General features: G+C 31.3%; 24 protein-coding genes. 10 read left to right on the top strand and 14 right to left on the bottom strand.

The window, feature by feature from the left end; translation table 11 throughout:
- Positions 1-2: 2 nt before the first annotated feature.
- The 4 genes from DFQ10_RS18060 (at position 3) to DFQ10_RS18045 (ending at position 3,621) form a co-directional block, all read left to right on the top strand.
- On the top strand, positions 3-722 hold the full coding sequence (locus tag DFQ10_RS18060) for an alpha/beta fold hydrolase (RefSeq protein WP_115818854.1): 720 nt from the start codon (positions 3-5) through the stop codon (positions 720-722).
- A gap of 97 nt (positions 723-819) precedes the next feature.
- Positions 820-1,539 carry a hypothetical protein gene (locus DFQ10_RS18055; RefSeq protein WP_147299251.1) on the top strand — a complete coding sequence of 240 codons (720 nt, stop codon included), beginning with the start codon at positions 820-822 and terminating at the stop codon, positions 1,537-1,539.
- 233 nt (positions 1,540-1,772) lie between these two features.
- A complete protein-coding gene (locus DFQ10_RS18050; protein WP_147299250.1) occupies positions 1,773-1,958 on the top strand; it encodes a hypothetical protein in 186 nt (61 codons plus the stop codon).
- Positions 1,945-3,621: a glycoside hydrolase family 30 protein gene (locus DFQ10_RS18045; RefSeq protein ID WP_115818851.1), complete on the top strand. Its 1,677-nt coding sequence runs from the start codon at positions 1,945-1,947 to the stop codon at positions 3,619-3,621. Before DFQ10_RS18050 ends, DFQ10_RS18045 begins: the two co-directional genes overlap by 14 nt.
- Before the next feature lie 78 nt (positions 3,622-3,699).
- Here DFQ10_RS18045 and DFQ10_RS18040 read toward each other — a convergent pair whose 3' ends face one another.
- The 5 genes from DFQ10_RS18040 to DFQ10_RS18020 form a co-directional block, all read right to left on the bottom strand.
- Positions 3,700-5,172, bottom strand: coding sequence for a T9SS type A sorting domain-containing protein (locus DFQ10_RS18040; protein WP_115818850.1), 1,473 nt, complete (start codon positions 5,170-5,172; stop codon positions 3,700-3,702).
- Positions 5,173-5,371: 199 nt separating this feature from the next.
- Entirely contained in the window at positions 5,372-5,800 is a 429-nt protein-coding gene (locus tag DFQ10_RS18035) for a hypothetical protein (protein WP_115818849.1), read from the bottom strand.
- A gap of 115 nt (positions 5,801-5,915) precedes the next feature.
- Positions 5,916-6,344 carry a hypothetical protein gene (locus DFQ10_RS18030; RefSeq protein ID WP_115818848.1) on the bottom strand — a complete coding sequence of 143 codons (429 nt, stop codon included), beginning with the start codon at positions 6,342-6,344 and terminating at the stop codon, positions 5,916-5,918.
- Between the two features lie 108 nt (positions 6,345-6,452).
- The gene (locus DFQ10_RS18025; protein WP_115818847.1) at positions 6,453-7,157 is read right to left on the bottom strand and encodes a tetratricopeptide repeat protein; all 705 of its coding nucleotides are present in this window, start codon (positions 7,155-7,157) and stop codon (positions 6,453-6,455) included.
- Between the two features lie 96 nt (positions 7,158-7,253).
- Complete coding sequence (locus DFQ10_RS18020; RefSeq protein WP_115818846.1) at positions 7,254-8,189, bottom strand: peptidylprolyl isomerase; 936 nt, start codon at positions 8,187-8,189, stop codon at positions 7,254-7,256.
- A 139-nt stretch (positions 8,190-8,328) separates the two neighbouring features.
- Between DFQ10_RS18020 and DFQ10_RS18015 the strand changes: the two genes are divergently transcribed.
- A complete protein-coding gene (locus DFQ10_RS18015; protein WP_115818845.1) occupies positions 8,329-8,784 on the top strand; it encodes a hypothetical protein in 456 nt (151 codons plus the stop codon).
- A 108-nt stretch (positions 8,785-8,892) separates the two neighbouring features.
- Here DFQ10_RS18015 and DFQ10_RS18010 read toward each other — a convergent pair whose 3' ends face one another.
- A complete protein-coding gene (locus DFQ10_RS18010; protein ID WP_115818844.1) occupies positions 8,893-11,094 on the bottom strand; it encodes a RecQ family ATP-dependent DNA helicase in 2,202 nt (733 codons plus the stop codon).
- Between the two features lie 88 nt (positions 11,095-11,182).
- Here DFQ10_RS18010 and DFQ10_RS18005 point away from each other — a divergent pair, with 88 nt between their 5' ends.
- From DFQ10_RS18005 to lptB, 3 genes are all read left to right on the top strand, one after another.
- Entirely contained in the window at positions 11,183-12,148 is a 966-nt protein-coding gene (locus tag DFQ10_RS18005) for a KpsF/GutQ family sugar-phosphate isomerase (RefSeq protein WP_115818843.1), read from the top strand.
- Positions 12,148-12,969, top strand: a complete 822-nt coding sequence (tatC, locus tag DFQ10_RS18000; RefSeq protein ID WP_115818842.1) for a twin-arginine translocase subunit TatC — start codon at positions 12,148-12,150, stop codon at positions 12,967-12,969. The genes DFQ10_RS18005 and tatC overlap by 1 nt, the downstream gene beginning before the upstream one ends.
- Positions 12,970-13,074: 105 nt before the next feature.
- Positions 13,075-13,815 (top strand): LPS export ABC transporter ATP-binding protein, encoded by a 741-nt coding sequence (gene lptB / locus DFQ10_RS17995; protein ID WP_115818841.1) that lies wholly within the window; start codon positions 13,075-13,077, stop codon positions 13,813-13,815.
- A 5-nt stretch (positions 13,816-13,820) separates the two neighbouring features.
- Here lptB and DFQ10_RS17990 read toward each other — a convergent pair whose 3' ends face one another.
- From DFQ10_RS17990 to DFQ10_RS17980, 3 genes are all read right to left on the bottom strand, one after another.
- Positions 13,821-14,117, bottom strand: coding sequence for a hypothetical protein (locus DFQ10_RS17990; RefSeq protein ID WP_115818840.1), 297 nt, complete (start codon positions 14,115-14,117; stop codon positions 13,821-13,823).
- 114 nt (positions 14,118-14,231) lie between these two features.
- Positions 14,232-15,113, bottom strand: coding sequence for a DUF808 domain-containing protein (locus DFQ10_RS17985; protein WP_115818839.1), 882 nt, complete (start codon positions 15,111-15,113; stop codon positions 14,232-14,234).
- 53 nt (positions 15,114-15,166) lie between these two features.
- Positions 15,167-15,922 (bottom strand): CDP-alcohol phosphatidyltransferase family protein, encoded by a 756-nt coding sequence (locus DFQ10_RS17980; RefSeq protein ID WP_115818838.1) that lies wholly within the window; start codon positions 15,920-15,922, stop codon positions 15,167-15,169.
- A gap of 146 nt (positions 15,923-16,068) precedes the next feature.
- Between DFQ10_RS17980 and DFQ10_RS17975 the strand changes: the two genes are divergently transcribed.
- Together DFQ10_RS17975 and DFQ10_RS17970 are read left to right on the top strand one after the other, a co-directional pair.
- Complete coding sequence (locus tag DFQ10_RS17975; RefSeq protein WP_115818837.1) at positions 16,069-17,139, top strand: putative type IX sorting system protein PorV2; 1,071 nt, start codon at positions 16,069-16,071, stop codon at positions 17,137-17,139.
- 8 nt (positions 17,140-17,147) lie between these two features.
- Positions 17,148-18,320: a lipoprotein N-acyltransferase Lnb domain-containing protein gene (locus DFQ10_RS17970; protein ID WP_115818836.1), complete on the top strand. Its 1,173-nt coding sequence runs from the start codon at positions 17,148-17,150 to the stop codon at positions 18,318-18,320.
- Positions 18,321-18,332: 12 nt separating this feature from the next.
- Here DFQ10_RS17970 and DFQ10_RS17965 read toward each other — a convergent pair whose 3' ends face one another.
- From DFQ10_RS17965 to DFQ10_RS17945, 5 genes are all read right to left on the bottom strand, one after another.
- A complete protein-coding gene (locus DFQ10_RS17965) occupies positions 18,333-19,727 on the bottom strand; it encodes an exopolysaccharide biosynthesis polyprenyl glycosylphosphotransferase (protein ID WP_115818835.1) in 1,395 nt (464 codons plus the stop codon).
- Positions 19,728-19,783: 56 nt separating this feature from the next.
- Positions 19,784-20,791, bottom strand: a complete 1,008-nt coding sequence (locus DFQ10_RS17960; protein WP_115818834.1) for a glycosyltransferase family 4 protein — start codon at positions 20,789-20,791, stop codon at positions 19,784-19,786.
- Entirely contained in the window at positions 20,748-22,097 is a 1,350-nt protein-coding gene (locus DFQ10_RS17955; RefSeq protein ID WP_245940772.1) for an O-antigen ligase family protein, read from the bottom strand. Before DFQ10_RS17955 ends, DFQ10_RS17960 begins: the two co-directional genes overlap by 44 nt.
- A gap of 30 nt (positions 22,098-22,127) precedes the next feature.
- Positions 22,128-22,892, bottom strand: a complete 765-nt coding sequence (locus DFQ10_RS17950; protein ID WP_220352512.1) for a transglutaminase-like domain-containing protein — start codon at positions 22,890-22,892, stop codon at positions 22,128-22,130.
- A 167-nt stretch (positions 22,893-23,059) separates the two neighbouring features.
- Positions 23,060-24,187, bottom strand: coding sequence for a glycosyltransferase (locus DFQ10_RS17945; RefSeq protein ID WP_115818862.1), 1,128 nt, complete (start codon positions 24,185-24,187; stop codon positions 23,060-23,062).
- Position 24,188 lies beyond the last annotated feature (1 nt).

The raw sequence follows: 24,188 nt of genomic DNA, 5'->3' as shown, positions 1-24,188 counted from the left end.
AAATGAAAAAACTGACGTATTGTATAATCTTAATCTGTTTAAGTTTCAGTAGTTATGGACAAAAATTTGAAGTGCCTGATAGTATTTTAAATGGAGTAGAATCAAGACAGTTTAAATATACTTATACTGCAAAATTTAATTACAAAATTGTATATCCAATAAATTATGACAGCTTAACCAGTTATAAAGTATTTATTGGTCTTTCCGGAGGCAATGCAAATGAGAAAATTGTAAACTACTGTTACTATACTTTATTCGATTCTAAATATTTCGAAAACTATATCACTATTTTACCTTTAGGTCCTTCTGGAAGACCTCTTTCTGAAATGGATAGTTATGAAATCGACCAATTGATTGCTGATATAAAGAAGAACCTAAAAGTAACAAATGATAATTGGATTTTAGCAGGAACCTCAATGGGTGGATTAGCTGCCTATAATTTTGCTTCTGCAAGGCCTGAGTTATTTGAAGGAATTATAACTTTCCCAGGTGGTTTAGGTACTAATAAGGTTTCAGAGCAATGGGAGAATTATAAAATAGTATTAGCTGGTGGTGAATTAGATGAAGCGGATTGGATAAGCTTAAACAATAGTACAAAGTCAGAATTAGAAGGACATGTAAAAAGCATTGAGGTTTTTACAATTGAAGGACAAGGTCATATTATTTCACCAGATTATGACATAGATAAGGTTTATAGTAAATACTTCACCACCAACAAGTAACACTAGTTACAATAATATATATAAAACATACTTAAAAAACGGCACGTTTCATATACAATACCATTGCAAATAATAATGACTTCAATAAAACAATAGATTGAATAAACGTACAAAAACATTTTTAATAGTCATAGCTATAATAGTTATAGTGTTTTCTGCGTTTGTTTTGAATTTTATAATGACTATTGCTGGTCCTATTAATAGACTTAACAACGCTAATAAAAATGATTTATACAATATAGAGAGAATTAGAAAACTCCCAGATTTATTTGGTGTTATCGTTACAGATGAAACTGTTATAAATCCACTATCTAAAAGTTCATCATCATTGTATTCATTGAAAGTTGGAGGTAAGCAAAAGACGAGCGGAGGAGGTTCAAAAGGTATAAGTGGTAGTAGTGGTTTTCAAGAATATATTTTTCATGATTGCATAATAGGTTATCCAAGTGATACTAAATTGCTTGTTGACGGGAAACTATATCCTATAAATTTTAAAAAAGCTGTTTTAACCAAAGTCGGAAATAAAGTAGAAGAAAAAAAAGGAATTATAGTCAAAGACTATGAAATATATAATACGACTTATGGTTATCTTTCTATTGGAAACAGTATGAATTATGAATATTATGACTCTATTCGAAGCGCTATGAAACAAAGAATAAAGCAGTTAAAAGGCAGACACAAAGTAATTGACTTATACCTTTCTAATAAAAATCACAAAGTTGATATACTTATTCTTCGTGAGTACAAATTTAATGCAGGTGATACAATTATTTTTAAAGGTAAAATTGAGAATAATGAAATTGTATCATTATTTTAGAAAAAAATACTGAAACACCCACTTTCAAGTAATTCAATACTTTCAACTTAATTATTTCTTACGACATCTAATAATCTAAGAATTAAATCTATTAAAAAAAGCCAGTTACCAACTTAAGCTGTGAATAAAAAAATGGCTAATTTAGATGCTTAAAACACGTACACGTTAGCGAAGCTGATAGCTTAAAAAAACCATAGGTAAACACGTTGTATGTAATTGAAAAAAAACTAAAAATGAAAAAAAAATATTTTATATATTTTATTATCATCGCAAGTGCCATACTGATGATTTATAATATTACTGAACTCGATTTTAATAATCTTAAAAAAGGGCCTTTTGGCGGTATTGTTTCAATGGTACTCTTAATTTTAGCAATGATACTTACATTACGAGACATAAAGAAAGATGAAAACAAATAATAGGAATTTAAAAACAATGAGCATCAATACTATTAAAGCGCAGAAGGAAAACAACAAGGCTCAATCTCACTCAAATAAACCTGTTACAAAAATTTCATATTGGCAGTTTCTACTTATAGCATTTGTGTTAGTTGGTTGCGCACCTAAAAATGCATATCAAGAGTTTGTATCTGAAGTGTATCAAACCTCACAAGCTGGTGACAATCTTAAATTAATTTCAAGTGATAAATCCGAGACAACTTCTTCAGAATTAAAAAACGTAAGTATCGAAGTGCTTCCTAATGAAGAATTTCAAAAATATTACGGTTTTGGTGCTTCGTTTACAGAATCTTCAGCATGGAATCTAGCCACTATTCCTGTAGATACTCGTAAAGATGTTTTAACCAAACTTTTCAGCCCAACAGAAGGTGCCGGTTTTACGCTTACAAGAACTCATATTAATAGTAGTGATTATTCAAACAATCACTACACCTACGTTGAAGAAGGTGATGAAGATCTTTCAACTTTTAGCGTGCATGAAGATATGAAAGGTTTTAGTGGTGAAGAGAATGATCAGGTTCGTGGTATTGAACTTGTTGAACCTAGTTATGATATTATTCCTATGATATTAGAAGCATCAAGTATTCCTGGTGCAGACTTTAAAATTATTGCCTCTCCTTGGAGTCCTCCATCATGGATGAAAACAGGTGAAACTGCAGAGATGACTAACGGAAGTTTACGTCCTGAATATTATGGTATATGGGCAAAATACATATCAAAGTATGTGAGCGCTTATAAAGAACAAGGTATTACTCTTTGGGGAATTACGCCACAAAATGAGCCACTGCATGCTCATAATGCACAATGGGATAGTAATGGCTTTACGCCAGAACAAGGTAGAGATTTTTTAAGAGATCATCTTGGTCCTCAACTTGTAAAAGATGGTCACCTTAATCTTAACGATTTAGAATCTGGATTGCGTGTGTTAATTTACGATCACAATAAATCGACTATGAATGATTACGTTGCAAAGACTTACGAAGATCCTGAAGCGTCTAAATATGCTTGGGGAACTGCATTTCATTGGTATACAAATTCTGAGCTAAAAGCTAATAATTATTATGCCAAGGAATTAACTGAATTACAAAACAACTGGCCAAACAAAGGCATGATTCATACAGAATCTAGCATAGATATAGATGCCAATGATCCTATAGGACAATATTGGAGAGCAAGTACAGACTATGCCGGAACTTTTGTGCCTTTTGAAACTTATACTTACGATATCATTACAGACTTAAACCATGGCACTCAAGGTTACATTGAGTGGTGCAGTATTCTTAGCAATCAAGGCCAACCAAACCCTTATAATAACTACAATAGTGCTCCTGTACTTATTAATCCGGTTACTGATGAAGTTATCTATACTCCACTCTATTATTTGTTAAGTCATTTTAGTAAGTTTATTCGTCCTGATGCGCGAAGAATTGGTTTAAAAGGAAAAGAAATAGAAGGACTAATCTATACGGCTGCAAAAAATACTGACGGCTCAATTGCTATTGTTGTTTTTAACAAAAACGATGAGGCTCTTCAATTATCATTATCATTAGAAACAAATACTTTCACTACTAAAATTGCACCAAGAGCTATTCAAACGATTCATTTACACAGTAAACAAGGTTGAAACAATAAAATTTAACTTCTGTAAAAAAAAAGCTCCGTCGTAAAGATGGAGCTTTTAAATTTGATGCATTAAAAAGAACTATTTAACTACAAGCTTCTTAATTGCTTTGCTATTTTCACCCTGACATTCTAATAAATAAATACCAGAATTTAAATTTAGGTTAAACGTATTGGCTCCAATTTGAAGGCTTTTTTGTATGATTAATTTGCCATCAATACTGTAAACATTCATTTGATTAAATGATACATTGTTTGTTACACTAAACTGACCAGAAGTAGGATTAGGGTACATAGTGATTTCATTTAAAGCCAAATCGTCTACACTTAAAAACCCACAATTTACCGGATCAAAAGTTACTAATCCTAATGACCCTATATCATTCTGATGTACAATAACAGCTTCAGCATCTGCCAATGTGTTTGGCGCATTATTTTCGTCCCAACAGTTATGCATTGCAGTTATTGCATTATCTGTATTGTTATATAAAGCATATACAACTCCTCCATTACCATTCTCTGAAAAGACATTCTGCCCCACATTACTGGCATTATCACCGAGGTTAATTGCAGATTCTCCTTGAAGTGTAATTCCCCATAAATTTCTACGAATCTGATTACCATTAGCAATAATATCCATCCCTTCTGATGATGCGTTTAATGAAATACCGCTTCCGCCAAGGTTAGGACTGCCTTGTGTATTATTATCTTCAATAACATTATTTCTAACAAAACCAGAAGCATTGTCTCCAAGTATGGCAATACCATAACGGTTATCTACTATAGTGTTATCATCAATAACTGCGTTGATTACTCCACCAACAAAATTCGAAACTGCAATACCTCCAACCATGTCTAAAGCACGGTCGCCTTTTACCGTATTTTGAATAATTTGAATAGGATTATCAACCATCGTTGTTCCCATGTTAATTTGAGGTCGGTTAGAATTCGCTTGGTTATTTCCTTCGATATAATTGTTAAAAATATAAGGAGATACCGCACTATTAGCACCAGAACTAATGGCTGCCGTTTGATTAAAAGTGATAGTATTGTTAGTAATTTGAGCCATACCTCTAGACAAAGAAATAACTGCTCCAGTAGATACACCTGCAACATTATTAGTCACTAAACAATTATCAATAGTAAATGTTTCAGTAAGCACACGTAATCCACCTCCATATTGAATTGTTGCATTTTGAATGTTAATAACAGAAAACTCTTCAAATCTAAAGCCATCATAAGGTGTATTAGTATCAATCGCTGTAAAAATAGCATTGTCTGCATTTACGTTAAATGCTCCAAAAACCGTAATTCTAATATCTGCACCAATTTCTAAAGTTACATCAGTACTAATATTAAGAGCATCTGTAGCAGAAATGGTAAGATCATCTATTAAAGTATAGGTAGTACCTGATACTGAAATAGTCGTAGGACTTGCTGTAACAAGATCGTCTAAAGTAAAGGTTGAACCTGTATCTGGTGTGGTATACCCTTGTGCCGAAAGCATGCCGACAAAGCTATAAACAGTAAATAAATTGAGTAATAGTTGTTTCATAAGATTGTGATTTTTTTGGTTTCTATAAAATTAAAAAAAATCAAACCAATGACTGTTAAAACTACTTTTATATAATCTAGAAATTTAGAATCTAAAGCTTAAAAGACAACTTACACTATCCAAAATTAATTGAGGCATTATTTGAAACGGTTAGATTACTGCAGGAAATAGATAATATTTTAGATAGAAAAATAATACATCAGCTTTTAACCTCAACAACATCAAAGCTTTTTGCCCAATCTACAGCGGCTTCAAGGGTGGTGAATCGTCTTATTTTTTTCTTGAAGAATAAATTCTCTATAACCGTATTTACAAAACTTAGTTTATTGTAGCCAATAACGCCATAACCTTTTAGTTCAAAACTATTTCTAAAAAATTTAAGCCAATCATTCGGCACTAAAGAATAAGAATGAATTCTGTGAGAGAGATATACTAAATTACCACCATCGCAGTGAGTAAAATCAGTAACATCCCTAACAATACGCTGAGCATGTTCCTCCCACGAAAAACTAACACCTTCATTAATTTCTGAAATAATGAATCCTTCAAAAACAAAAACATTCCCGAATCTGTAATTAAATTCCTTTAATACTTCCTTATATAGATCTTTATATCTAGCGCTGTGCATAGTTTTGTTTGGGTAATGTATTAACAAAGTAATCATAAAATATTTAAAATATCAAAATCTTAAATAATTCATGTAGATTTTTAATTTCTTATTTTAATCAAGTGAATTAAAAGCTTTAATCCTCAGATTCAACCAGTTCGTAATTCTTTGCCCATTGCACTGCCGCTTCAATTGAAGAAAAACGCCTAATTCTCTTTTTAAAAAATAAATTTTCGACTACTATATTTACTAAGCTCAAATTATTATTTGACACAACACCATAACCTTTTAGATTAAAGCTTTTTCCAAAAAACTTAAGCCAATCTGTGGGTACAACCGAATACGAATGAATTCTATGAGATATAAGTATTAATTCATCTCCTTTTGTTTTTGTAAATTCAAAGACATCATCAGTAATACTTTTGGCGTGGTTTTGCCAAGAAAAACTAATACCTTCTTTTACCTCCGAAATTATAAAGCCATCAAAAACAAAAACATCTCCAAAATTGTAGTTTATCTCTTTAATAACTTCATCATACAACTTGGTTTCCTTTACACTAATCACTTCTATTTTATTATGAAATTTCTTTCAAAGGAAAAAAAATATAAATCATTTAATACCAAATAATTAGAGTAATTTCTAATAATTGCTAAATCTCTAATATTCGAGCTTTTATTTTGAGGATTTAGCTGTATAATTAACAATAAATTCTTGAGCTCTTTTATTACTTGGAAAGATCTCTAATGTTTTTTTATAGTTATTATAGGCATTTAAACTGTCTCCATTTAACAAATAAGCTTCAGCTAAACTATCGTATACATTAGCACTGTTAGGATGTAAACCTGCATTAAGTTTTAAAACTCCTATAGCTTTGTCAAATTCATGTTTTCTTATATGTTTATACCCCATACTATTAAAGCTTCTTTCTCTTATAAAACTACTTGTAGAATCTTGCTTTTTGATTTCTAAATAACCTGCAAGTGCTTTTTCGTAATTCCCTTCTTTTAGATGTAAACTAGGTGTTTTATAGCCTTTAGGAGCTTTTAAATAATCATAAGTAATATGTTCCTCATCTTCTTCTGATATTGCAGATAAATAGCGTTGTTTAGTTTCTGGGTGCTGTACAAAATGAAACTTCTTATACATGTCTGCTACAAAAAACTCGTTAGTATCTATAACTACAGGCGCTATCTTTCCTCCTCTCCAATTAAGCATTAATTGGTTATTTTCATAATAAACTTCAATTAAGTCATCTTGGTTGTAAAGGTAATTACCTGAAGTTTCTTTTTTAAATGCTTCTGAATATTCTATAGGGTTAGAGCAATTAAAAACTACAAAAAATACTGTAACTAATAAAAAAAGTATCTTTAATTTCATGATGAATAAAGTGTTTGGTTGGGTTATAAGCAAAAAAAAGTCTCACTATAAGTGAGACGATTTTTTTTCTATTTTGTTACTGTAAAATGCTAAATATTATCCCTTAACATCCATTAATTCTACATCAAATACCAATGTTGCGTTTGGTGGAATTACACCTCCTGCACCAGCAGAACCATATCCTAAATCGCTAGGGATCACAAAACGTGCTTTATCACCTACGTTTAAAAGACAAATGCCTTCATCCCAACCAGAAATTACCTGACCAACACCTACTTGAAAATCTAAAGGAGAATTTCTTTTGTATGAAGAATCAAAAACAGTTCCATCAGCCAATTGACCTTTGTAATGTACAGACACCATATTTCCTTTTTCAGCCTTTTTACCCTCACCTTTTTGAATAATTTGGTAACGTAACCCAGACTTAGTTTCTTCAAAACCTCCTGCCAGTTTATCTAACTCAGCTCTTGCTGCTTCGCGTTCTGCTGCGATGCGTTTTTCTCTAGAACCTTCAAATGTTCTAAATGCTTCAATAGCATTAAATTTTTCCGCAGCGTCACCTTGTCTTACAATTTCAATACTCTCAATAGTATCTCCTTGCGCAATAGCATCTACAATATCCTGTCCTTCAACAACATTACCAAAAACAGTGTGTTTATTATCTAACCAATCTGTTGCAATATGTGTAATATAAAATTGACTACCATTAGTTCCTGGTCCAGAATTTGCCATAGCTAATACACCAGGACCACTGTGTCTTAAATCTGGATGAAACTCATCATCAAATTTATAACCTGGATTACCTGTTCCTGTTCCTTGTGGACAACCACCTTGAATCATGAAATCTGGAATTACTCTATGAAATTTTAAGCCATCATAATAAGGAGTTCCTTGAGGCTTAACAGAGTTTTCTAAATTTCCTTCCGCTAATGCTACAAAGTTACCTACTGTTCCTGGAGCTTTTTCGAATTCTAAATTTACTAATATCTCACCTTTTGAAGTGTTGAATTTTGCGTATAAACCGTCTTGCATTGTGTTTTCTTTTGTTTAAGGATGCAAAGATAAGAAAGTTAACTTGAAATTGAATCTGAAATTGAAATCGAAATAAATTCAAGTTCAAATTTGATTTCAGTTTCATGTTATTTTATTTAGTTTTGAAAAAAAAATATACATGGCATTTTTATCTAAACTCTTTGGTAACAAAACTTCTGAAACAAAATCGAAATCTAATGATTCTGTTGAAGCTATAATAAATGATGTAGAAAACAATCCCTTTGGTGTTGCAGAAAATAATGTGCTATTTGCAGGATTAAATGAATTAGGCGGATATTTCTTTTTTCAAACTGTTATTGTTGGTCAATTATCTGTAAAGTCCAAAACTGGAGCAAAACTTTCATTCATTGGAGATGATTTTAACCTTCAGTTAGAATCTGACATGCCAGAATTTGAATCTGAAAGTTCACCTATTAAAGGAAGAAACGTTACTAAAATTGATTTTCAGATTGAAGAGAGTGATGTAAAGAGGTTGGAAGATGCTTCACTTAGAAGTATTCAAATCCAAGTTAAAAAGCACGATATTTTGTTTACTAAAAATGTCGTTGTTGAGATTTCTGACGAGGAAGAATAAATATAAAAAATCAATTAGAGTCAGTTTCCTGAATATGTATTCAATGAACTGACTCTAATTGATAAAATTAAAATAGCTTTTATTTTAGTGTTTTCTTAAAACCGAATATTAATTCGCCACTTCACTCATAAATTTAATTCGGTATAAGCGCAGCTCTTCATCATCATAGTCACCATCAAATTCTTCAATAGCATCGTCAATCTTATCACTTTCAGATTCCATAAAATAATCATGAATTTCTTCTTGTTGATCTTCGTCTAAAAGGTCATCTATCCAATAATTAATATTCAATTTAGTGCCAGAAAATACAATCGATTCCATTTCTTTAATAAAGGCTTTCATTTCCATCCCTTTAGAAGAAGCAATATCAGTTAACGGTAATTTTCTATCTACATTTTGTATGATATACAATTTAATAGCAGAGTTTGTTCCTGTTGATTTCACCACCATATCATCTGGTCTCAGAATATCATTTTCCTCAACATAATCAGCAATTAATCCTACAAAATCTTTACCATATTTTTTAGCTTTACTATCTCCTACTCCGTGTACATTAGATAATTCCTCTATAGTAATAGGATATTTTAATGCCATATCCTCTAGTGAAGGATCTTGAAAAATAACAAATGGTGGCACTCCTAATTTTTTGGCATTACGCTTACGTAAATCTTTAAGCATACCCATTAATTTTTCATCTGCTACGGCTCCACCTCCTTTTGAATTGGTGATAATGCTGTCATTTGAATCTATATCATACACATGGTCTTCTGCCATCATGAAGGATTCTGGTTGCTTTATAAAATCTAGTCCACTTTTACTTAGTCTTAAAACTCCGTATGTTTCTATATCTTTCTTTAGATAGCGCGCCACAATCACTTGGCGAATTAGTGCCATCCAATATCTAGGATCTTTAGCTTTACCAACACCAAAAAATTCTTGTAAATCTGTTTTATGAGAAGAAATAAGTGCATTAGGATTACCTACAAGTACTTGCACTAAATCCTTTGCTTTATATTTTTCGTTGGTTTTCTTTACAGTATCTAATAAAATACGAACATCGTCTTTAGCTTCAACTTGCTTTTTAGGATGGCGCACATTATCATCCATATTTCCTCCTTCGCCTGTTTCATTATCAAATTCTTCACCAAAATAATGCAGTATAAACTTACGTCTAGATACCGAAGTTTCTGCAAAAGCAACAACCTCTTGTAATAGTGCATGACCAATTTCTTGCTCTGCGACAGGCTTACCTGCCATAAATTTTTCTAGTTTCTCAATATCTTTATAAGCATAGTAAGCCAAACAATGACCTTCGCCTCCATCTCTACCTGCTCTACCAGTTTCTTGATAATAACTTTCTATACTTTTAGGAATGTCATGGTGAATAACAAACCGTACATCTGGTTTATCAATTCCCATCCCAAATGCAATAGTAGCAACCACAACATCTGTATCTTCCATTAAAAACATATCTTGATGCTTCACTCTAGTTTTAGCATCGAGACCAGCATGATAAGGAACGGCCTTTACACCATTAACTTGAAGTACTTGCGCTAATTCTTCAACTCGCTTTCTACTTAAACAATATATAATTCCAGATTTTCCTTCGTTCTGTTTTACAAAACGAATAATATCTGCATCAACAGTTTTGGTTTTTGGTCGTACTTCATAATAAAGATTAGGCCTGTTAAATGAGTCTTTAAAAGTAACCGCATTAGGCATTCCTAAACTTTTTAAAATATCTTCTTGCACTTTTGGAGTTGCCGTTGCTGTAAGACCAACAATAGGAATATCATCTCCAATACGTTTAATTATCGTTTTTAAATTTCTGTATTCTGGTCTAAAATCGTGTCCCCATTCACTGATACAATGGGCTTCATCAACAGCCATGAATGAAATTTTAACTGTTCTTAGAAAGTCTACATACTCTTCTTTCGTTAACGATTCTGGTGCTACATATAATAATTTTGTAATCCCACTAGTGATATCATCTTTAACACGAGCAACCTCTGTTTTATTTAAAGATGAATTTAAAACATGGGCAACACCTTCATGCTCAGATACTGCTCTTATGGCATCAACCTGATTTTTCATCAGAGCAATAAGTGGAGATACTACAATAGCAGTACCTTCAGCAATTAAAGCTGGTAGCTGATAACATAAAGATTTACCACCACCAGTTGGCATAATAACAAAAGTGTTATTACCAGCTACGACGTTCTTTATTACTTCTTCTTGAAGCCCCTTGAATTGTGAAAATCCAAAATGCTTTTTTAATGCGGAGTGTAAGTCAATTTCTGCAATACTCATTAATCCCTATTGGTATTTTATATACATTTGCAACAACTTTAAAGATAACAAATTCTTTATATCTAAGAAACTCAATAAATAATAAGTTTTGAACACAAAGCAATCTATCTTAAAAACAGCGAAAACTACGATACAATTAGAAAGTAAAGCTATAAATAATTTATCAGATTTACTAACTGAAGATTTTGCAGACGCTGTGGAGTTGATTTATAAATCCAAAGGTCGTGTAATTATAACAGGTATTGGCAAGAGCGCTATTATAGCTAACAAAATCGTTGCAACCCTTAATTCTACAGGTACTCCTGCGGTTTTTATGCATGCAGCAGATGCTATTCATGGAGATCTTGGATTAATGCTAGAAGATGATGTTGTGATCTGCATTTCTAAGAGCGGAAACACACCAGAAATTAAAGTTTTAGTACCACTTATTAAGAACGCCAACAACAAAATGATTGCAATTACTGGCAATAAAGAGTCGTTTTTAGGTTTGCAAGCAGATTATATTTTGAATGCATACGTAGCTCAAGAAGCTTGTCCAAATAATTTAGCACCAACAACGAGTACAACTGCTCAGTTGGTAATGGGAGATGCTTTAGCAGTTTGCTTATTAGAATTACGTGGGTTTTCGAGTAAAGATTTTGCTAAATATCATCCTGGTGGTGCACTTGGTAAACGTCTATACTTAAGAGTAAACGATTTATCTTCGCAAAACCAAAAACCACAAGTTGGTTTAGAAACGTCTTTAAAAGAAGTTATTGTAGAAATTACTGAAAAGATGCTTGGTGTAACTGCTGTTGTAGAAAACGACAAAATTGTTGGAATTATAACAGATGGTGATTTAAGGCGTATGTTGAGCAAAAGTGATACTATTACCAATTTAAAAGCCAAAGATATTATGAGCAACAACCCTAGACGCATTGCCGAAGATGCTATGGCTGTTGATGCAAAAGAGCTGATGGAGCAATTTGGTATTTCTCAATTATTAGTAGAACACAACGGAGAGTATGCAGGAGTTGTTCATCTCCATGATTTAATAAAAGAAGGCATTATATAATGGCGAAAAAACATATTGATGAGATGTCTTTTTTAGATCATCTCGAAGAATTAAGATGGCATTTAGTTAGAGCTACAATTAGTATTGCAATCGCAGCGATTTTAGCTTTCATTTTTAAGAAATTTATTTTTGATATCATTTTTGGGCCAACTCACATGAACTTCCCAACTTATGAAGGACTTTGTAAAGTATCTCGATTTTTTGGAATGACAGACACTACGTTTTGTGCGACAGAATTTCCTTTTATCATTCAGAGTAGAACTTTTGCTGGTCAGTTTTCGGCACATATTTGGACGTCTATCTATGCTGGCTTTATAGTCTCTTTTCCCTATGTACTTTATCAATTGTGGAGTTTTATTAGTCCAGGATTAAAACCTAGTGAGCGTAAAAACTCTAGAGGTTTTATTGTAGTCGCTTCTTTATTATTCTTTTTAGGTGTCCTTTTTGGGTATTATATTGTCACTCCATTATCTATAAATTTCTTAGCTAATTATCAGATTAGCGACGAAATTTCTAATGAGTTTGATATTAGCTCAGTTATAGCATTAGTGCGTTCTTCTGCTTTAGCATCTGGTTTTGTTTTTGAACTACCAATAATTATCTACTTTTTAACTAAAGTAGGATTGGTAACACCTCAAATTTTAAAGAAGTATAGAAAATTCGCTTTAGTAATAGTCTTAGTATTATCTGCAGTTATTACACCTCCAGATATTGCAAGCCAAGTTATTGTAGCTATACCTATATTAATATTATATCAAGTAAGTATTTACATTTCTGCAGCTGTGGTTAGAAATCAGAAAAGAAAAGAAAAACGTGCTTAAACCATTATTGGAGTAAACATTTACAAGGTTAAACTTTTAATAAATGATTACGAAAGCCAACTGAATAGATATGATTTTATTAATTTTAGCGTTCTTAGACCATATATGAAGTTACGAGCAGAACATTTAATGAAGTCCTACAACGGACGAAAAGTAGTAAAAGATGTTTCACTAGAAGTTAATCAAGGTGAAATTGTTGGATTATTAGGCCCTAATGGAGCGGGTAAAACAACTTCTTTTTACATGATTGTTGGTATTATTAAACCTAATGGAGGAAACATCTTTTTAGATGACACCAACATTACAAAATACCCAATGTATAAACGTGCTCAAAATGGTATTGGCTATTTAGCTCAAGAAGCCTCTGTATTTAGAAAATTAAGTATTGAAGATAATATTTTAAGTGTTTTACAACTTACTAAATTAAGTAAGAAAGAGCAACACCATAAAATGGAATCATTAATAGAGGAATTTGGATTAGGTCATATAAGAACTAGTAGAGGTGATTTACTGTCTGGAGGTGAGCGAAGACGAACAGAAATTGCTCGTGCCTTAGCAACTGACCCTAGCTTTATTCTCTTAGATGAACCTTTTGCAGGAGTCGATCCTGTTGCTGTAGAAGATATTCAGCGTATTATCGCTAAATTAACCAAAAAGAATATTGGCATATTAATTACCGACCATAACGTACAAGAAACCTTAGCAATTACAGACAGAACTTATTTAATGTTTGAAGGTAATATACTTAAAGCTGGTAAACCAGAAGAACTAGCTAGTGATGAGATGGTACGTAAGGTTTATTTAGGTCAGAATTTTGAACTTCGTAAGAAGAAATTAGAGTTTTAATCTGCTTACTTCTCTCTAATCTTATTAATTACAACCAAAATTAAATACAGAATTACTGATTGAATCATTAAATTTATCATCCAATACAAGCCAATCATAAATAAGTTTTCTGAGACAAAGAATGGTAAATCACTATCAATTAAACTCATAGGATAACTACAGATTCTAACTAATATAGATGTTATTGAAGACAATTCGCTTTGTGCTTGGGATAACAAAATTTCTGCTACACCAATAATAAACTGAATTACCATTAGAAATAAAAATACTTTTAGTAACTCTTTAAGTTTAAATTTTTTCATTTTTTACTCGCTTTGATTTAATGCTATCTAATAATTAATATTAGATAACTGAGGCTCTGCTATTAACCAATTCTAAATTCTACAAGTTATTTTACAAATTAACGCTTATAATTTTTAATGATTCAAACTTTTTCTAAAAAAAATCATTTTAAATGCTTTAACTACAATTAAACAAACAGCACCAACTGCTAATCCTACTATAAAGTCTCTTATAATTGCAGGAATTTGTTCTAAGAAATGATGGAAATATTCAATATTATGAACAAAAATTCCACCAGCAACCAATATTAAGGCAATAGTACCTATAACAGATAAACTTTTTATGAGTTTTGGTAATGCCCAAACTAAAAATGTTCCGATTGCAAACAAAACACCTTTACTGCCATTGCTCTTACTAATTAATTTTAAACCCAGATCATCCATTCTAACAATCATCGCTACAATACCATAAACACCAACTGTAGCAATTAAAGCTACTATAGAAACCACAATGATTTGAGTTGTTAGTGGCTCATTAACCACTGAGCCCAAAGCAATAATTACAATTTCTACTGATAGAATAAAATCTGTAACAATCGCAGATTTAATCTTTGTTTTTTCTAAGTCTAATAGTTCTTCTTCTGTATAATCTTTTTTAAGATCAACTGTTTCTGTTTTTTTATGAGGCACAAAAACTTCATATATTTTTTCGGCACCTTCATATGCTAGGTATAAGCCACCAAGAACCAATACTACAATCACCGACCATGGTAAAAAAGCGCTCATCAAAAACGCTAAAGGCAGAATAATCAACTTATTTAAAAAGGAACCTTTGGTAATTGCCCATAACACAGGGATTTCGCGAGATGATAAAAAACCCGATGCTTTTTCGGCATTAACAGCTAAATCATCTCCTAAAATACCTGCCGTTTTTTTAGTAGTAATCTTTGTCATTGCAGCAACATCATCCATTAAAACTGCTATATCATCAAGTAGAGCAAAAAATCCTGAAGCCATAAATTGTAGTTGTATTATATAAATTGAATATTAAAAAACGAAAAAATATCGAATTAATGAATTTTAGATCTCGTCAATAAAGAAAGGATAATGTATAAACCTATTATGAGTGGAATCGCAGCAAAATGTAACACAATTAAAAGCACCACACTTAAAATTAAAAAGATATAACGTACTGCATTATCTTGAAATCCCCAATTTTTAAACTTTAAAGCAAACAATTTTATATTAGAATTTAATAAATAGCAACTTAATAATGTTAAACCAATTAAGAACCATTTATTAATTATTATAGCATTTATTAAATCATTGTTCTGATATTCTAATATTAATGGTAACGATAATATGACTAAGGTATTTGCAGGAACAGGAAGACCTTTAAAGTAGCTTTGTTGATCTTCATCTAAATTAAATTTCGCTAAACGATAAGCTGATGCTAACGCAATAAATAAACCTATTAAAGGTAATACCGGTATGTTTAATATTTGTAAATCTAAACCAGTCGTCCAACTATCTGCATAACTAAAATCTGCAGCATCTGTGGCTTCAGAAATAAGCTTAAACATTATAACACCAGGTACTACTCCACTAGTCACCAAATCAGCCAATGAGTCTAACTGAATACCTAACGGACTTTGTACATTTAGTTTCCGGGCCAAAAGCCCATCGAAAAAATCAAAAAATATCCCTAAAAACACAAAAAATGCTGCTGCAACATAATTGCCATTAACTGCAAATACTAAAGCAATACAACCCGAAAACAAATTCAGAAGTGTTACTATATTTGGAATGTGTCGTTTTAAACTCATAACCTTAGTTTTTGTAAAAATATAAAAGTATTTGTGTCTATTATTATTATTTTTTCAAATTGCAACAAAAGAAAACAATAAGTACATTATTATACAGTTAAATAGATAGAAAAATAATGTGCATCTTTGTAAAAAAAATATTGCTGTTGAAAAATTACTATGTAATTCTCTTAACACTTAGTACGCTTATTACTTCTGCGCAATCTACTCGAAAATATTCTAACGAATTTATGAATATTGGTGTAGATGCAGCCGCATTAGGTATGAGTAATGCTGTTGTGTCTCAAACTTCCGATGTAAATTCTGGATATTGGAATCCTGCTGGCTTAGTACACCTTGAAGATAACCAACTCGCTTTAATGCATTCTAGTTATTTTGCAAATATTGCCAATTACAATTACTTAGCGTATGGCATGCCTTTAGACGATAAAAGTGCTTTAGGTATTTCATTAATTAGGTTTGGTGTTGATGATATTTTAGATACCACACAGCTAATAGATGATCAAGGCAATATTAATTACGATAGAATAAGCACTTTCTCTACTGCAGATTACGGCTTAACCTTTTCTTATGCTCGAAAATTACCTTTAGATGGTTTAAATTATGGCATTAATGCCAAAATTATACGACGTATAATCGGAGATTTTGCGTCATCTTGGGGTTTTGGACTTGATGCTGGAATTCAATTTGAAAGTAAAAACGATTGGAAATTTGGTTTAATGGCTCGAGATATTACAACGACTTACAACGCATGGTCTATAGACGAAGATAAATATGAAGAAATAAGAAGTGCCGTTGAAGGGCAAAACCAAGAATTACCAGAAACAACCGAAATAACCATCCCAAAGTTACAAATAGGTATGTCTAAAAAATGGATAATTCGTTATGATTATTCTTTATTAGCCGCAGCTAATTTAAATATGCGTTTCGCTGAAAATAATGATATAATTTCTACGTCTTTTGCCAGTATTGATCCTGCTTTGGGCTTTGAATTTGGTTATACCGATTTAGTTTTTTTAAGAGCTGGTGTTGGTAACTTTCAAAATGAAATTCAGCCAGATGATTCAGAGCAATTGTCTTTTCAACCTAATTTTGGTGTCGGTTTTAAATATAAAGGGATTCAAATTGATTATGCTTTTACTGATATCGGAGACCAAAGTGCTGCGTTATACTCGAATGTATTCTCTTTAAAAATAGATTTTAGCGTCTTTAGATAATCTTTGTTATGAAGTTGAAACTTACCTTTATTGCTTTTGCTTTCAGTCTATTTTTTGGATTTGCCCAACAAATTCAACTATCACCTAAAGCTGAAATATCTGTTTTAACCATTGGACCAGGTGAATCTTTAAATGATGCTTTTGGCCATAATGGATTCAGAGTAAAAGATACTAGCTTAGGTATAGACGTCGTTTACGGTTATGGAGCTTACGATTTTAATGCACCAAATTTTTATTTAAAATTTGCTCAAGGAAAATTAAACTATCTCATAAGCAGAGATAATTTTTCTGATTTCAACTATCATTATACTTACTATAATAGAACTATAAACGAACAAGTTTTAAATTTTACGGCACAAGAAAAACAGAAACTCTTCAACTTTTTAGAAAACAATTACAAACCAGAAAATAGACGTTATTTATACGATTTTTTCTATGATAATTGTGCTACAAAAATTAGAGATGTAACACTAAAAGCTACAGACCGTAAGATTGATTTTGTTTTACCTGAAAATTTTGAAGTTAAAACCTTTAGAACTCTGATACATGAGCATGTGGGTTTAAATACTTGGGGTAGTTTTGGGATAGATATAGCACTAGGCTCTGTTATTGACAGAGAAGCAACTGTAAATGAGCAGCAGTTTTTACCAAAATACATTCATACTTTTTTTGAGAACGCAACGCTAAATGGCACAGAGCGTTTAGTTAAGCGTTCTTCTACGCTTTATGAGAAAAAAGAAACAAATTTTTCTTATAACCTATTATTCAGTCCATTAGTAATAATGGGATTATTAGGTCTTGGCATTTTGTTTTTAACCTATAAAGATTATAAAAACAACACAAGAAGCAAATGGTTAGATGCGGTAATATTTGGAATCACAAGTGTTGTTGGCATTTTGATTCTATTCTTATGGTTTGCTACAGATCACACTGCAACAGCTCAAAATTATAACTTGTTATGGGCATTTCCGTTTAATATTCTTGTAATTGCTCAAATATTAAAACCACAAGTTAAAAACTGGGTTAAGCGTTACCTTAAGTTTTTAATAATTATGTTAGTCCTAATGACTTTTCATTGGATAAGTGGTGTGCAAGTATTTGCCATTGGCTTAATACCCTTACTCATTTCGGTATTAATAAGATATCTATTTTTAGCAAAGTACTTTAATAAAGCTAATTAAGATCAAAACAATTTATTGACCTCTGTAGTACAGAATTGTACTAAGTGTTTTTAGGGTAATACTAAAGTCTAAAAATATACTTCTGTGTTTAATATAATACAAATCATATTGAAGTTTAGTAAGACTTTCGTCTATAGAAGCACCATATCTTGTACTTACTTGAGCCCAACCTGTTAGTCCTGGTTTTATGATATGACGTGTTTGATAGAAAGGTATGATTCGAGATAATTCATTTACAAAAAAAGGACGCTCTGGTCTTGGTCCTATAATACTCATGTCACCTTTTAAAACATTAATAAATTGTGGAATTTCATCTAAACGAGATCGGCGTAAAAACATACCAAATCTCGTAATTCTATTATCATTTTTCTTAGCCCATTTAACACCATCTTTTTCGGCATTAACAACCATTGTTCTTAATTTAATAATATTAAAACATTTGCTGTTTTTACCAACACGTTCTTGAAAATAAAATAAAGGACCTTTGTTGCCTATTAAATTTCCTAACAAAATAATTGGTAATAATAAAACACCAACCATTAAACCTAATATAGAGAATGTAACATCGAAGGCACGATGAAAAAAGATATATAACTTATTCTCATTACTACGACTAAAAGGGAAATACTTATAAAAATCCTTACCTACAAACTGAATAGGCACTTTTGATAGCAGTTCTTCATAAACTTGTGTATAATCCCTTATTTTAAAACCACGTTCCAACAGCAACATTAAATCGTGATACACTTCTGCAGTGATAGCTTCCGTATTGAAACTTGCGACTAGAATTTCAGATATTTTTTCTCTGTCAATAATTTGCAAAAAATCAGTTGATGCAAATTCTTTTAAACCTTTAAATTTTACTGATTCTGAATTAGAGATTTCACTATTAATAAAACCAATGATTTTATAATTAGGATCAGAAGCATCTAAAGCATTAACTATACTCTCAATATTAGAGACTTCTCCAACTAACAAAACGCGCTTATAGAAACGAGGAGATTCAATTAAATTTATATAAACGAGTCGCCATAAAAGTATAGATACAACAATAGTTAAATAGAGATAAACAATTTGCATACGCTCTATCGGCAAGAATGGTGACAAAACAGGTGTTAACAAATAAAATATGACTACCGTTGAGGCCGTTATTACAATATTTTTAAAGGTGGTATCTAGTCTACTTGCCTTTTGTAAATCGTATAACTCAAAGATGGTAGCAAAAATAGAGACATAAACACCTAATAGAATTAACGCTACACTATTCTCTGTACTTACAACAATATATTCAAAGTCAAAATAAAGACTCAAGCAATATACACCTAAGTATACCATAACCAAATCCAAAATTCTCAGTAGAATCTTGCGTTCAGAAACTTCGAAATGAATACCATGTTTTTTTGCCATTGTAAGAGAAAACTCAGCAACAAAGATAATAAGTACTAGTGATTATTAACATTTTTTTAGGACAAAAGCGCTTCCCATTTTGGTTTTACAGCTTTCCATGTGAAATCTTCTACCATAGAGCGTGCATTAACCACTATTTTCTTTCTCATATCTTCTTTTGATTTCAATAGAATAATAGCATCAACCATCGCATCTGCATTTTTAGGTTCTACAAGTAAACCATTAACGTTATCTGTAATTAAAAAGGGTAAACCACCAACATTAGTAGACACTATTGGTAAGCCCAAAGCCATTGCTTCTATTACACTTACTGGTGTATTATCTAAATCCGTAGTATTAATAAAAATATTAGAATTTTTAGAAAGTTCTAACCAAGCTGGTTTAGATAACTTTCCTGTAAAATTTACATTTAACTGCTTAGATTTTGCTAATTCCTTAACTCGTTTTAAGGATCCGTCTACATCAGGACCTATCATAGTTAGCTGTGCATTATACTGTTTTTCTAATAGTTTTTCTAAAACCAAAACGGCTAGTTCTGGATTATAAATAGTTGAAAAAGATCTTACCCACAATAAATTAATAGTATCAACATTCCGATTAAGAAACTGATAATTATCTATTTCAATACTATTAGGAATAAATACAACATCCTTATAGCCATAACTTTTAAAAACTGATTTCAAAAAATTTGAAGGAGCTACTAATTTATATGCATTTTTAAACAGAAGGTTACTTAATTTAGAACTATGCTTTAATCGGCTTTCTAAATTTCCACCATGAAGAATTGTAACATATTTAATCCTATAAAATCTACACAACTGACTAATAATAAGTGCATAGTAAAAATTAATTGTACTGTAAGTATCTATTAGCACAAAATCAGTAGTACCTCTATTAACAATTACCAGTCTTATCATATCTAATAAACGTAAAACCTTATTAGACTTATCTGAGGCGACTTTTACCGAGAAGGCTTCCTTTAGATGCTCACTTAACGTTTCGATAGTAGTTACTGTACTACTACTGTTGGATAGCGCGTTTCCTATGTATAGGAGGTTTTTCATTTTTTATATTAATTAAAGACAAGGAATAAAAAAATGCTGGAGCTGCCAATCGCATGGCACTATGGTTAATGGTTGCAAACCAAAAGGCTAAAAAGGCATAGAAAAATATATTTTTTTTGTTTTTTGACCTATAAGATAACGGTGTAAATATTAAAATTAAAAGAATAACTATACCAATAATACCATGTTCTGAAAGCAACCTACTAACCTCATTATGAGTTACAATAGATCTTCCTTCTCTACGGTATTTTGTAATACTTGCGCCTATTCCAACGAAAGGGTTTTCTATAAACCCATCTAATTCATTTAATATTAAATCTAATCTACCTGTTGAAAGATCCTGCTTTTCTCTTCCTAGCGCATCCTCATTTGCATAACGTTTATCTATTAAACCCATAGTAGATGAAGAGCTTATTACCCATGCTAAGACGAAACTTATCAATAACAGGCCTAAAGAGCCTAATAATTTAGTTTTTAACTTAGGAAGTGCTTTAGAATACAATATCACTAAAAATGCAGTTATTGTTATAATTGCGGCAAAAACGCCACCTCTACTAAATGTAATAACAGCTCTATATGCAATTAGAATTAGAAAAATAGAATTAAAAATTTTAAGACCTAAAGTAGGAGATTTTAACAGTAGTCTAACAGTAAATCCAAAAATACCAAGTCCTAAAACTGTAGAGACTTGGTTGGGACCAAAGCCACCAGAAGCCGCAAAATTTGAAGACGTATTTGCTATAGTATCTTTTATACTAGGATTAAAGAATAACAAATAAAATGTTGTTGTAACTATAGGTAATGTCATAAAAAATAACATCTCAAAAACCTCCTTATAACTTACTTTTCTATCAAATAAAAAAAGAGATGCTAACCCTAAACATACAGGACCACTTAATACAAAAGCTAAATCTGTTCTAAAATTAGCATCAAATCGCAAATCCAAAGAAGCCACAAAAATAGAAGGTATTAATAAAATTAAATACATAAAATAAGGGTAACCTCTACCCGAAACTCCTTTAAAAAACATTCCCATCAACATAAAAAGGATCACTAAATATTTAGAAGATTCATAAGCTATACCACCTCTTGTCATTCTAAAAAGTACCTCGGCACCAACAAAATAAGCACAGGCTTTTAAAACTACTAATGTTTTTTTATCGTTATGAGCAACAATTATGCTTCCTATAAAATAAACCAGCGCAATGCCAAAATAAAACTTTGAAAAAGGTTTAAATGAAAATATAACAAAGCCTAATAATGCATGGACTAAGGTTAAAACAATATAATTCTGAGTAGATTTCAATATAAGTTATCACTTATTTGTTGGAAGTGTCTAAGATATGACAGATTTAAACATATTTCGGTAATCATTTAAAGGAAATTTATAATGATAGCTATTACCCGTTAAATAAACCAGAAAATGAACTATAAAAACTGGTAATTTAGATGAGTTTTTAGTTAAGAACTTATCATAAACCTTATTTTTATATTTACTAATTAAGAAAGGAGTTGCCGATGCTCCGAAATAATAAATCTTAATTTGTTTATCGTCTTTTATTTCTTTTAAAAATGGATCATAAGCTAAATGTTCTTTCGATTGAAATACTTCTAAAACCGATAATGGCTTATCACTGTTACTTCTATGAAACAATATACATTTTGAAACATCAATTAAAACCCATTTGTTAAGCTCTTTGGAAAAGATTTCATTTGTAGCATGACCACCATATTTTTTATCGAAAGGAATTGTTGTAATTCCCCATTCTCTAACGAGAAGGTCATTTATAACACAAAAATTATTATACACTTGAGAAATATCACTGCAAACACCACCTTTCCCTTCTAGCATGGTTTTTAAAGCTACATCTGAAGCCAAACTTAAACCTGGACCACCTTTAATACTTTTTCTTAACCAACTTGCAAGATGCATGGCTTTTTCTAAATCCGTAGTAATATTAACGTCTTTAAATATTTCTTTATTTACCTCAAAATAATACTCCGGAATATCTTTAGGTTTATTATAAGAATTATAAGTCTCTGAAGCCACTTCTGATTTTGAAGAATTCCGCGAAAGCAATCTAAATCTTGTAGAATACAAGAGGGAATGTCTTTTTAATATCCAGGAAATTTTTCTCAATCTCAATGAGTTATAGGTGATTAATTAATGTGTGCTAAATATATATAAAAAATACAGATTACATCTTAATTCTAAATAATTATAAAAATGTAACATTCTGAAATAGTGTACTTGGTGCCTCAGATTTACTAATTTGTGATGATTTTTTTGATTCTATTTACATAATAATGATACGTGAATTTTTTAACCAATTCAGCATTATTACTCATCATAGTTTTATAATCTTCATTAGTTAAATTTATTCCTTTTTGGATGACCGAAATAACATTTTCTTCTGTTACAGGATCTAACAAAAAGCCATTATGTCCATCTTTTACATACTGACTAATAGAAGAAATTGAGGACACCATTGGAAGACAGCCAAAATTCATAGCTTCTGCAATAACTTTTGGAAAGCCTTCTGAAGCTGTTGTTGGCATTAAGAAAAAATGAGATGCTTTATAGATATTAAAAACATCTTTCGTTGACAAAAACCCATGAAACACAAAATCTATGTTTTTCTTTAAACTCAATTTTTTAAAATAATCAACATCACTGCCATTACCTACCAAATGAATTTTTCCCACCTTAGCAAGCAAATTTTCTGGCAATTGGTTAAATGCATTTATAATGCGCTCTACTCCTTTTTGCTTTTCTAACCGTCCTACATAACAAAAATTAATAAGCTCAGTCTTTTCTTTTTTTGAAACAACATTTACACCTTCTATAATATCTGTATCAATAAGGCATGGATTTTCAAAACTTAAACAATGTACTTGCTGATCATCCCAAGAACCATTAATAGTTACCACTCGTTTTTGCTTTTTAAGCATATAACGTTGCGCTGCGTAACCTAAAGGTGCTGGGTCTTGTTTCCAATTTCCGGCATACTTAAACCAACCTTTCTTTTTTGAAAACAGAGTTAAATACGGAATTAAAAATACTCCGATACCAGTAGGAGCTCTAAGCTGAAAGCAATCTGATTTTGCCAGTGTTTTATTAACTGTTCTAATAACACTAGGAGCAGAAAACAATACCTTTAATTTTTCCAAAACACCGTGTCCACCCGAAGGTTTTAAAGGCACAAATGTTATTCTGTCACTGGTATATGGAAGAGAACTTTTAGGCGCTTCACAATCGTGAAGCATAGCAATATGGTATATTTCATCAAAAATTTCTGCCAAATAATTAATCTCAGTAAGCGTTGGTCCCCAACCAACAATTGTACCATCTGGTAATTTATAATGCTCTGTATGTGATATTATAGTTAACTTCAAT

The organism is Winogradskyella eximia (assembly GCF_003386165.1).
In the GTDB taxonomy this organism is placed as follows: domain Bacteria; phylum Bacteroidota; class Bacteroidia; order Flavobacteriales; family Flavobacteriaceae; genus Winogradskyella; species Winogradskyella eximia.
The sequence above is the reverse complement of the archived record's forward strand: the minus strand, read 5'-3'. Positions and strand labels throughout refer to the sequence as shown.

What these genes read in the sequence shown, in the direction of transcription:
- DFQ10_RS17980 (WP_115818838.1), bottom strand. Translation starts at nt 15,922, where the DNA reads ATGAGTTTAAAACGACACATTCCAAATATAGTAACACTTCTGAATTTG.
- DFQ10_RS18015 (WP_115818845.1), top strand. Translation starts at nt 8,329, where the DNA reads ATGGCATTTTTATCTAAACTCTTTGGTAACAAAACTTCTGAAACAAAA.
- DFQ10_RS18060 (WP_115818854.1), top strand. Translation starts at nt 3, where the DNA reads ATGAAAAAACTGACGTATTGTATAATCTTAATCTGTTTAAGTTTCAGT.
- DFQ10_RS18010 (WP_115818844.1), bottom strand. Translation starts at nt 11,094, where the DNA reads ATGAGTATTGCAGAAATTGACTTACACTCCGCATTAAAAAAGCATTTT.
- DFQ10_RS17960 (WP_115818834.1), bottom strand. Translation starts at nt 20,791, where the DNA reads ATGAAAAACCTCCTATACATAGGAAACGCGCTATCCAACAGTAGTAGT.
- lptB (WP_115818841.1), top strand. Translation starts at nt 13,075, where the DNA reads ATGAAGTTACGAGCAGAACATTTAATGAAGTCCTACAACGGACGAAAA.
- DFQ10_RS17990 (WP_115818840.1), bottom strand. Translation starts at nt 14,117, where the DNA reads ATGAAAAAATTTAAACTTAAAGAGTTACTAAAAGTATTTTTATTTCTA.
- DFQ10_RS18020 (WP_115818846.1), bottom strand. Translation starts at nt 8,189, where the DNA reads ATGCAAGACGGTTTATACGCAAAATTCAACACTTCAAAAGGTGAGATA.
- DFQ10_RS18045 (WP_115818851.1), top strand. Translation starts at nt 1,945, where the DNA reads ATGAAAACAAATAATAGGAATTTAAAAACAATGAGCATCAATACTATT.
- DFQ10_RS17965 (WP_115818835.1), bottom strand. Translation starts at nt 19,727, where the DNA reads ATGGCAAAAAAACATGGTATTCATTTCGAAGTTTCTGAACGCAAGATT.
- DFQ10_RS18040 (WP_115818850.1), bottom strand. Translation starts at nt 5,172, where the DNA reads ATGAAACAACTATTACTCAATTTATTTACTGTTTATAGCTTTGTCGGC.
- DFQ10_RS18025 (WP_115818847.1), bottom strand. Translation starts at nt 7,157, where the DNA reads ATGAAATTAAAGATACTTTTTTTATTAGTTACAGTATTTTTTGTAGTT.
- DFQ10_RS17985 (WP_115818839.1), bottom strand. Translation starts at nt 15,113, where the DNA reads ATGGCTTCAGGATTTTTTGCTCTACTTGATGATATAGCAGTTTTAATG.
- DFQ10_RS17970 (WP_115818836.1), top strand. Translation starts at nt 17,148, where the DNA reads ATGAAGTTGAAACTTACCTTTATTGCTTTTGCTTTCAGTCTATTTTTT.
- DFQ10_RS18050 (WP_147299250.1), top strand. Translation starts at nt 1,773, where the DNA reads ATGAAAAAAAAATATTTTATATATTTTATTATCATCGCAAGTGCCATA.
- DFQ10_RS18035 (WP_115818849.1), bottom strand. Translation starts at nt 5,800, where the DNA reads ATGCACAGCGCTAGATATAAAGATCTATATAAGGAAGTATTAAAGGAA.
- tatC (WP_115818842.1), top strand. Translation starts at nt 12,148, where the DNA reads ATGGCGAAAAAACATATTGATGAGATGTCTTTTTTAGATCATCTCGAA.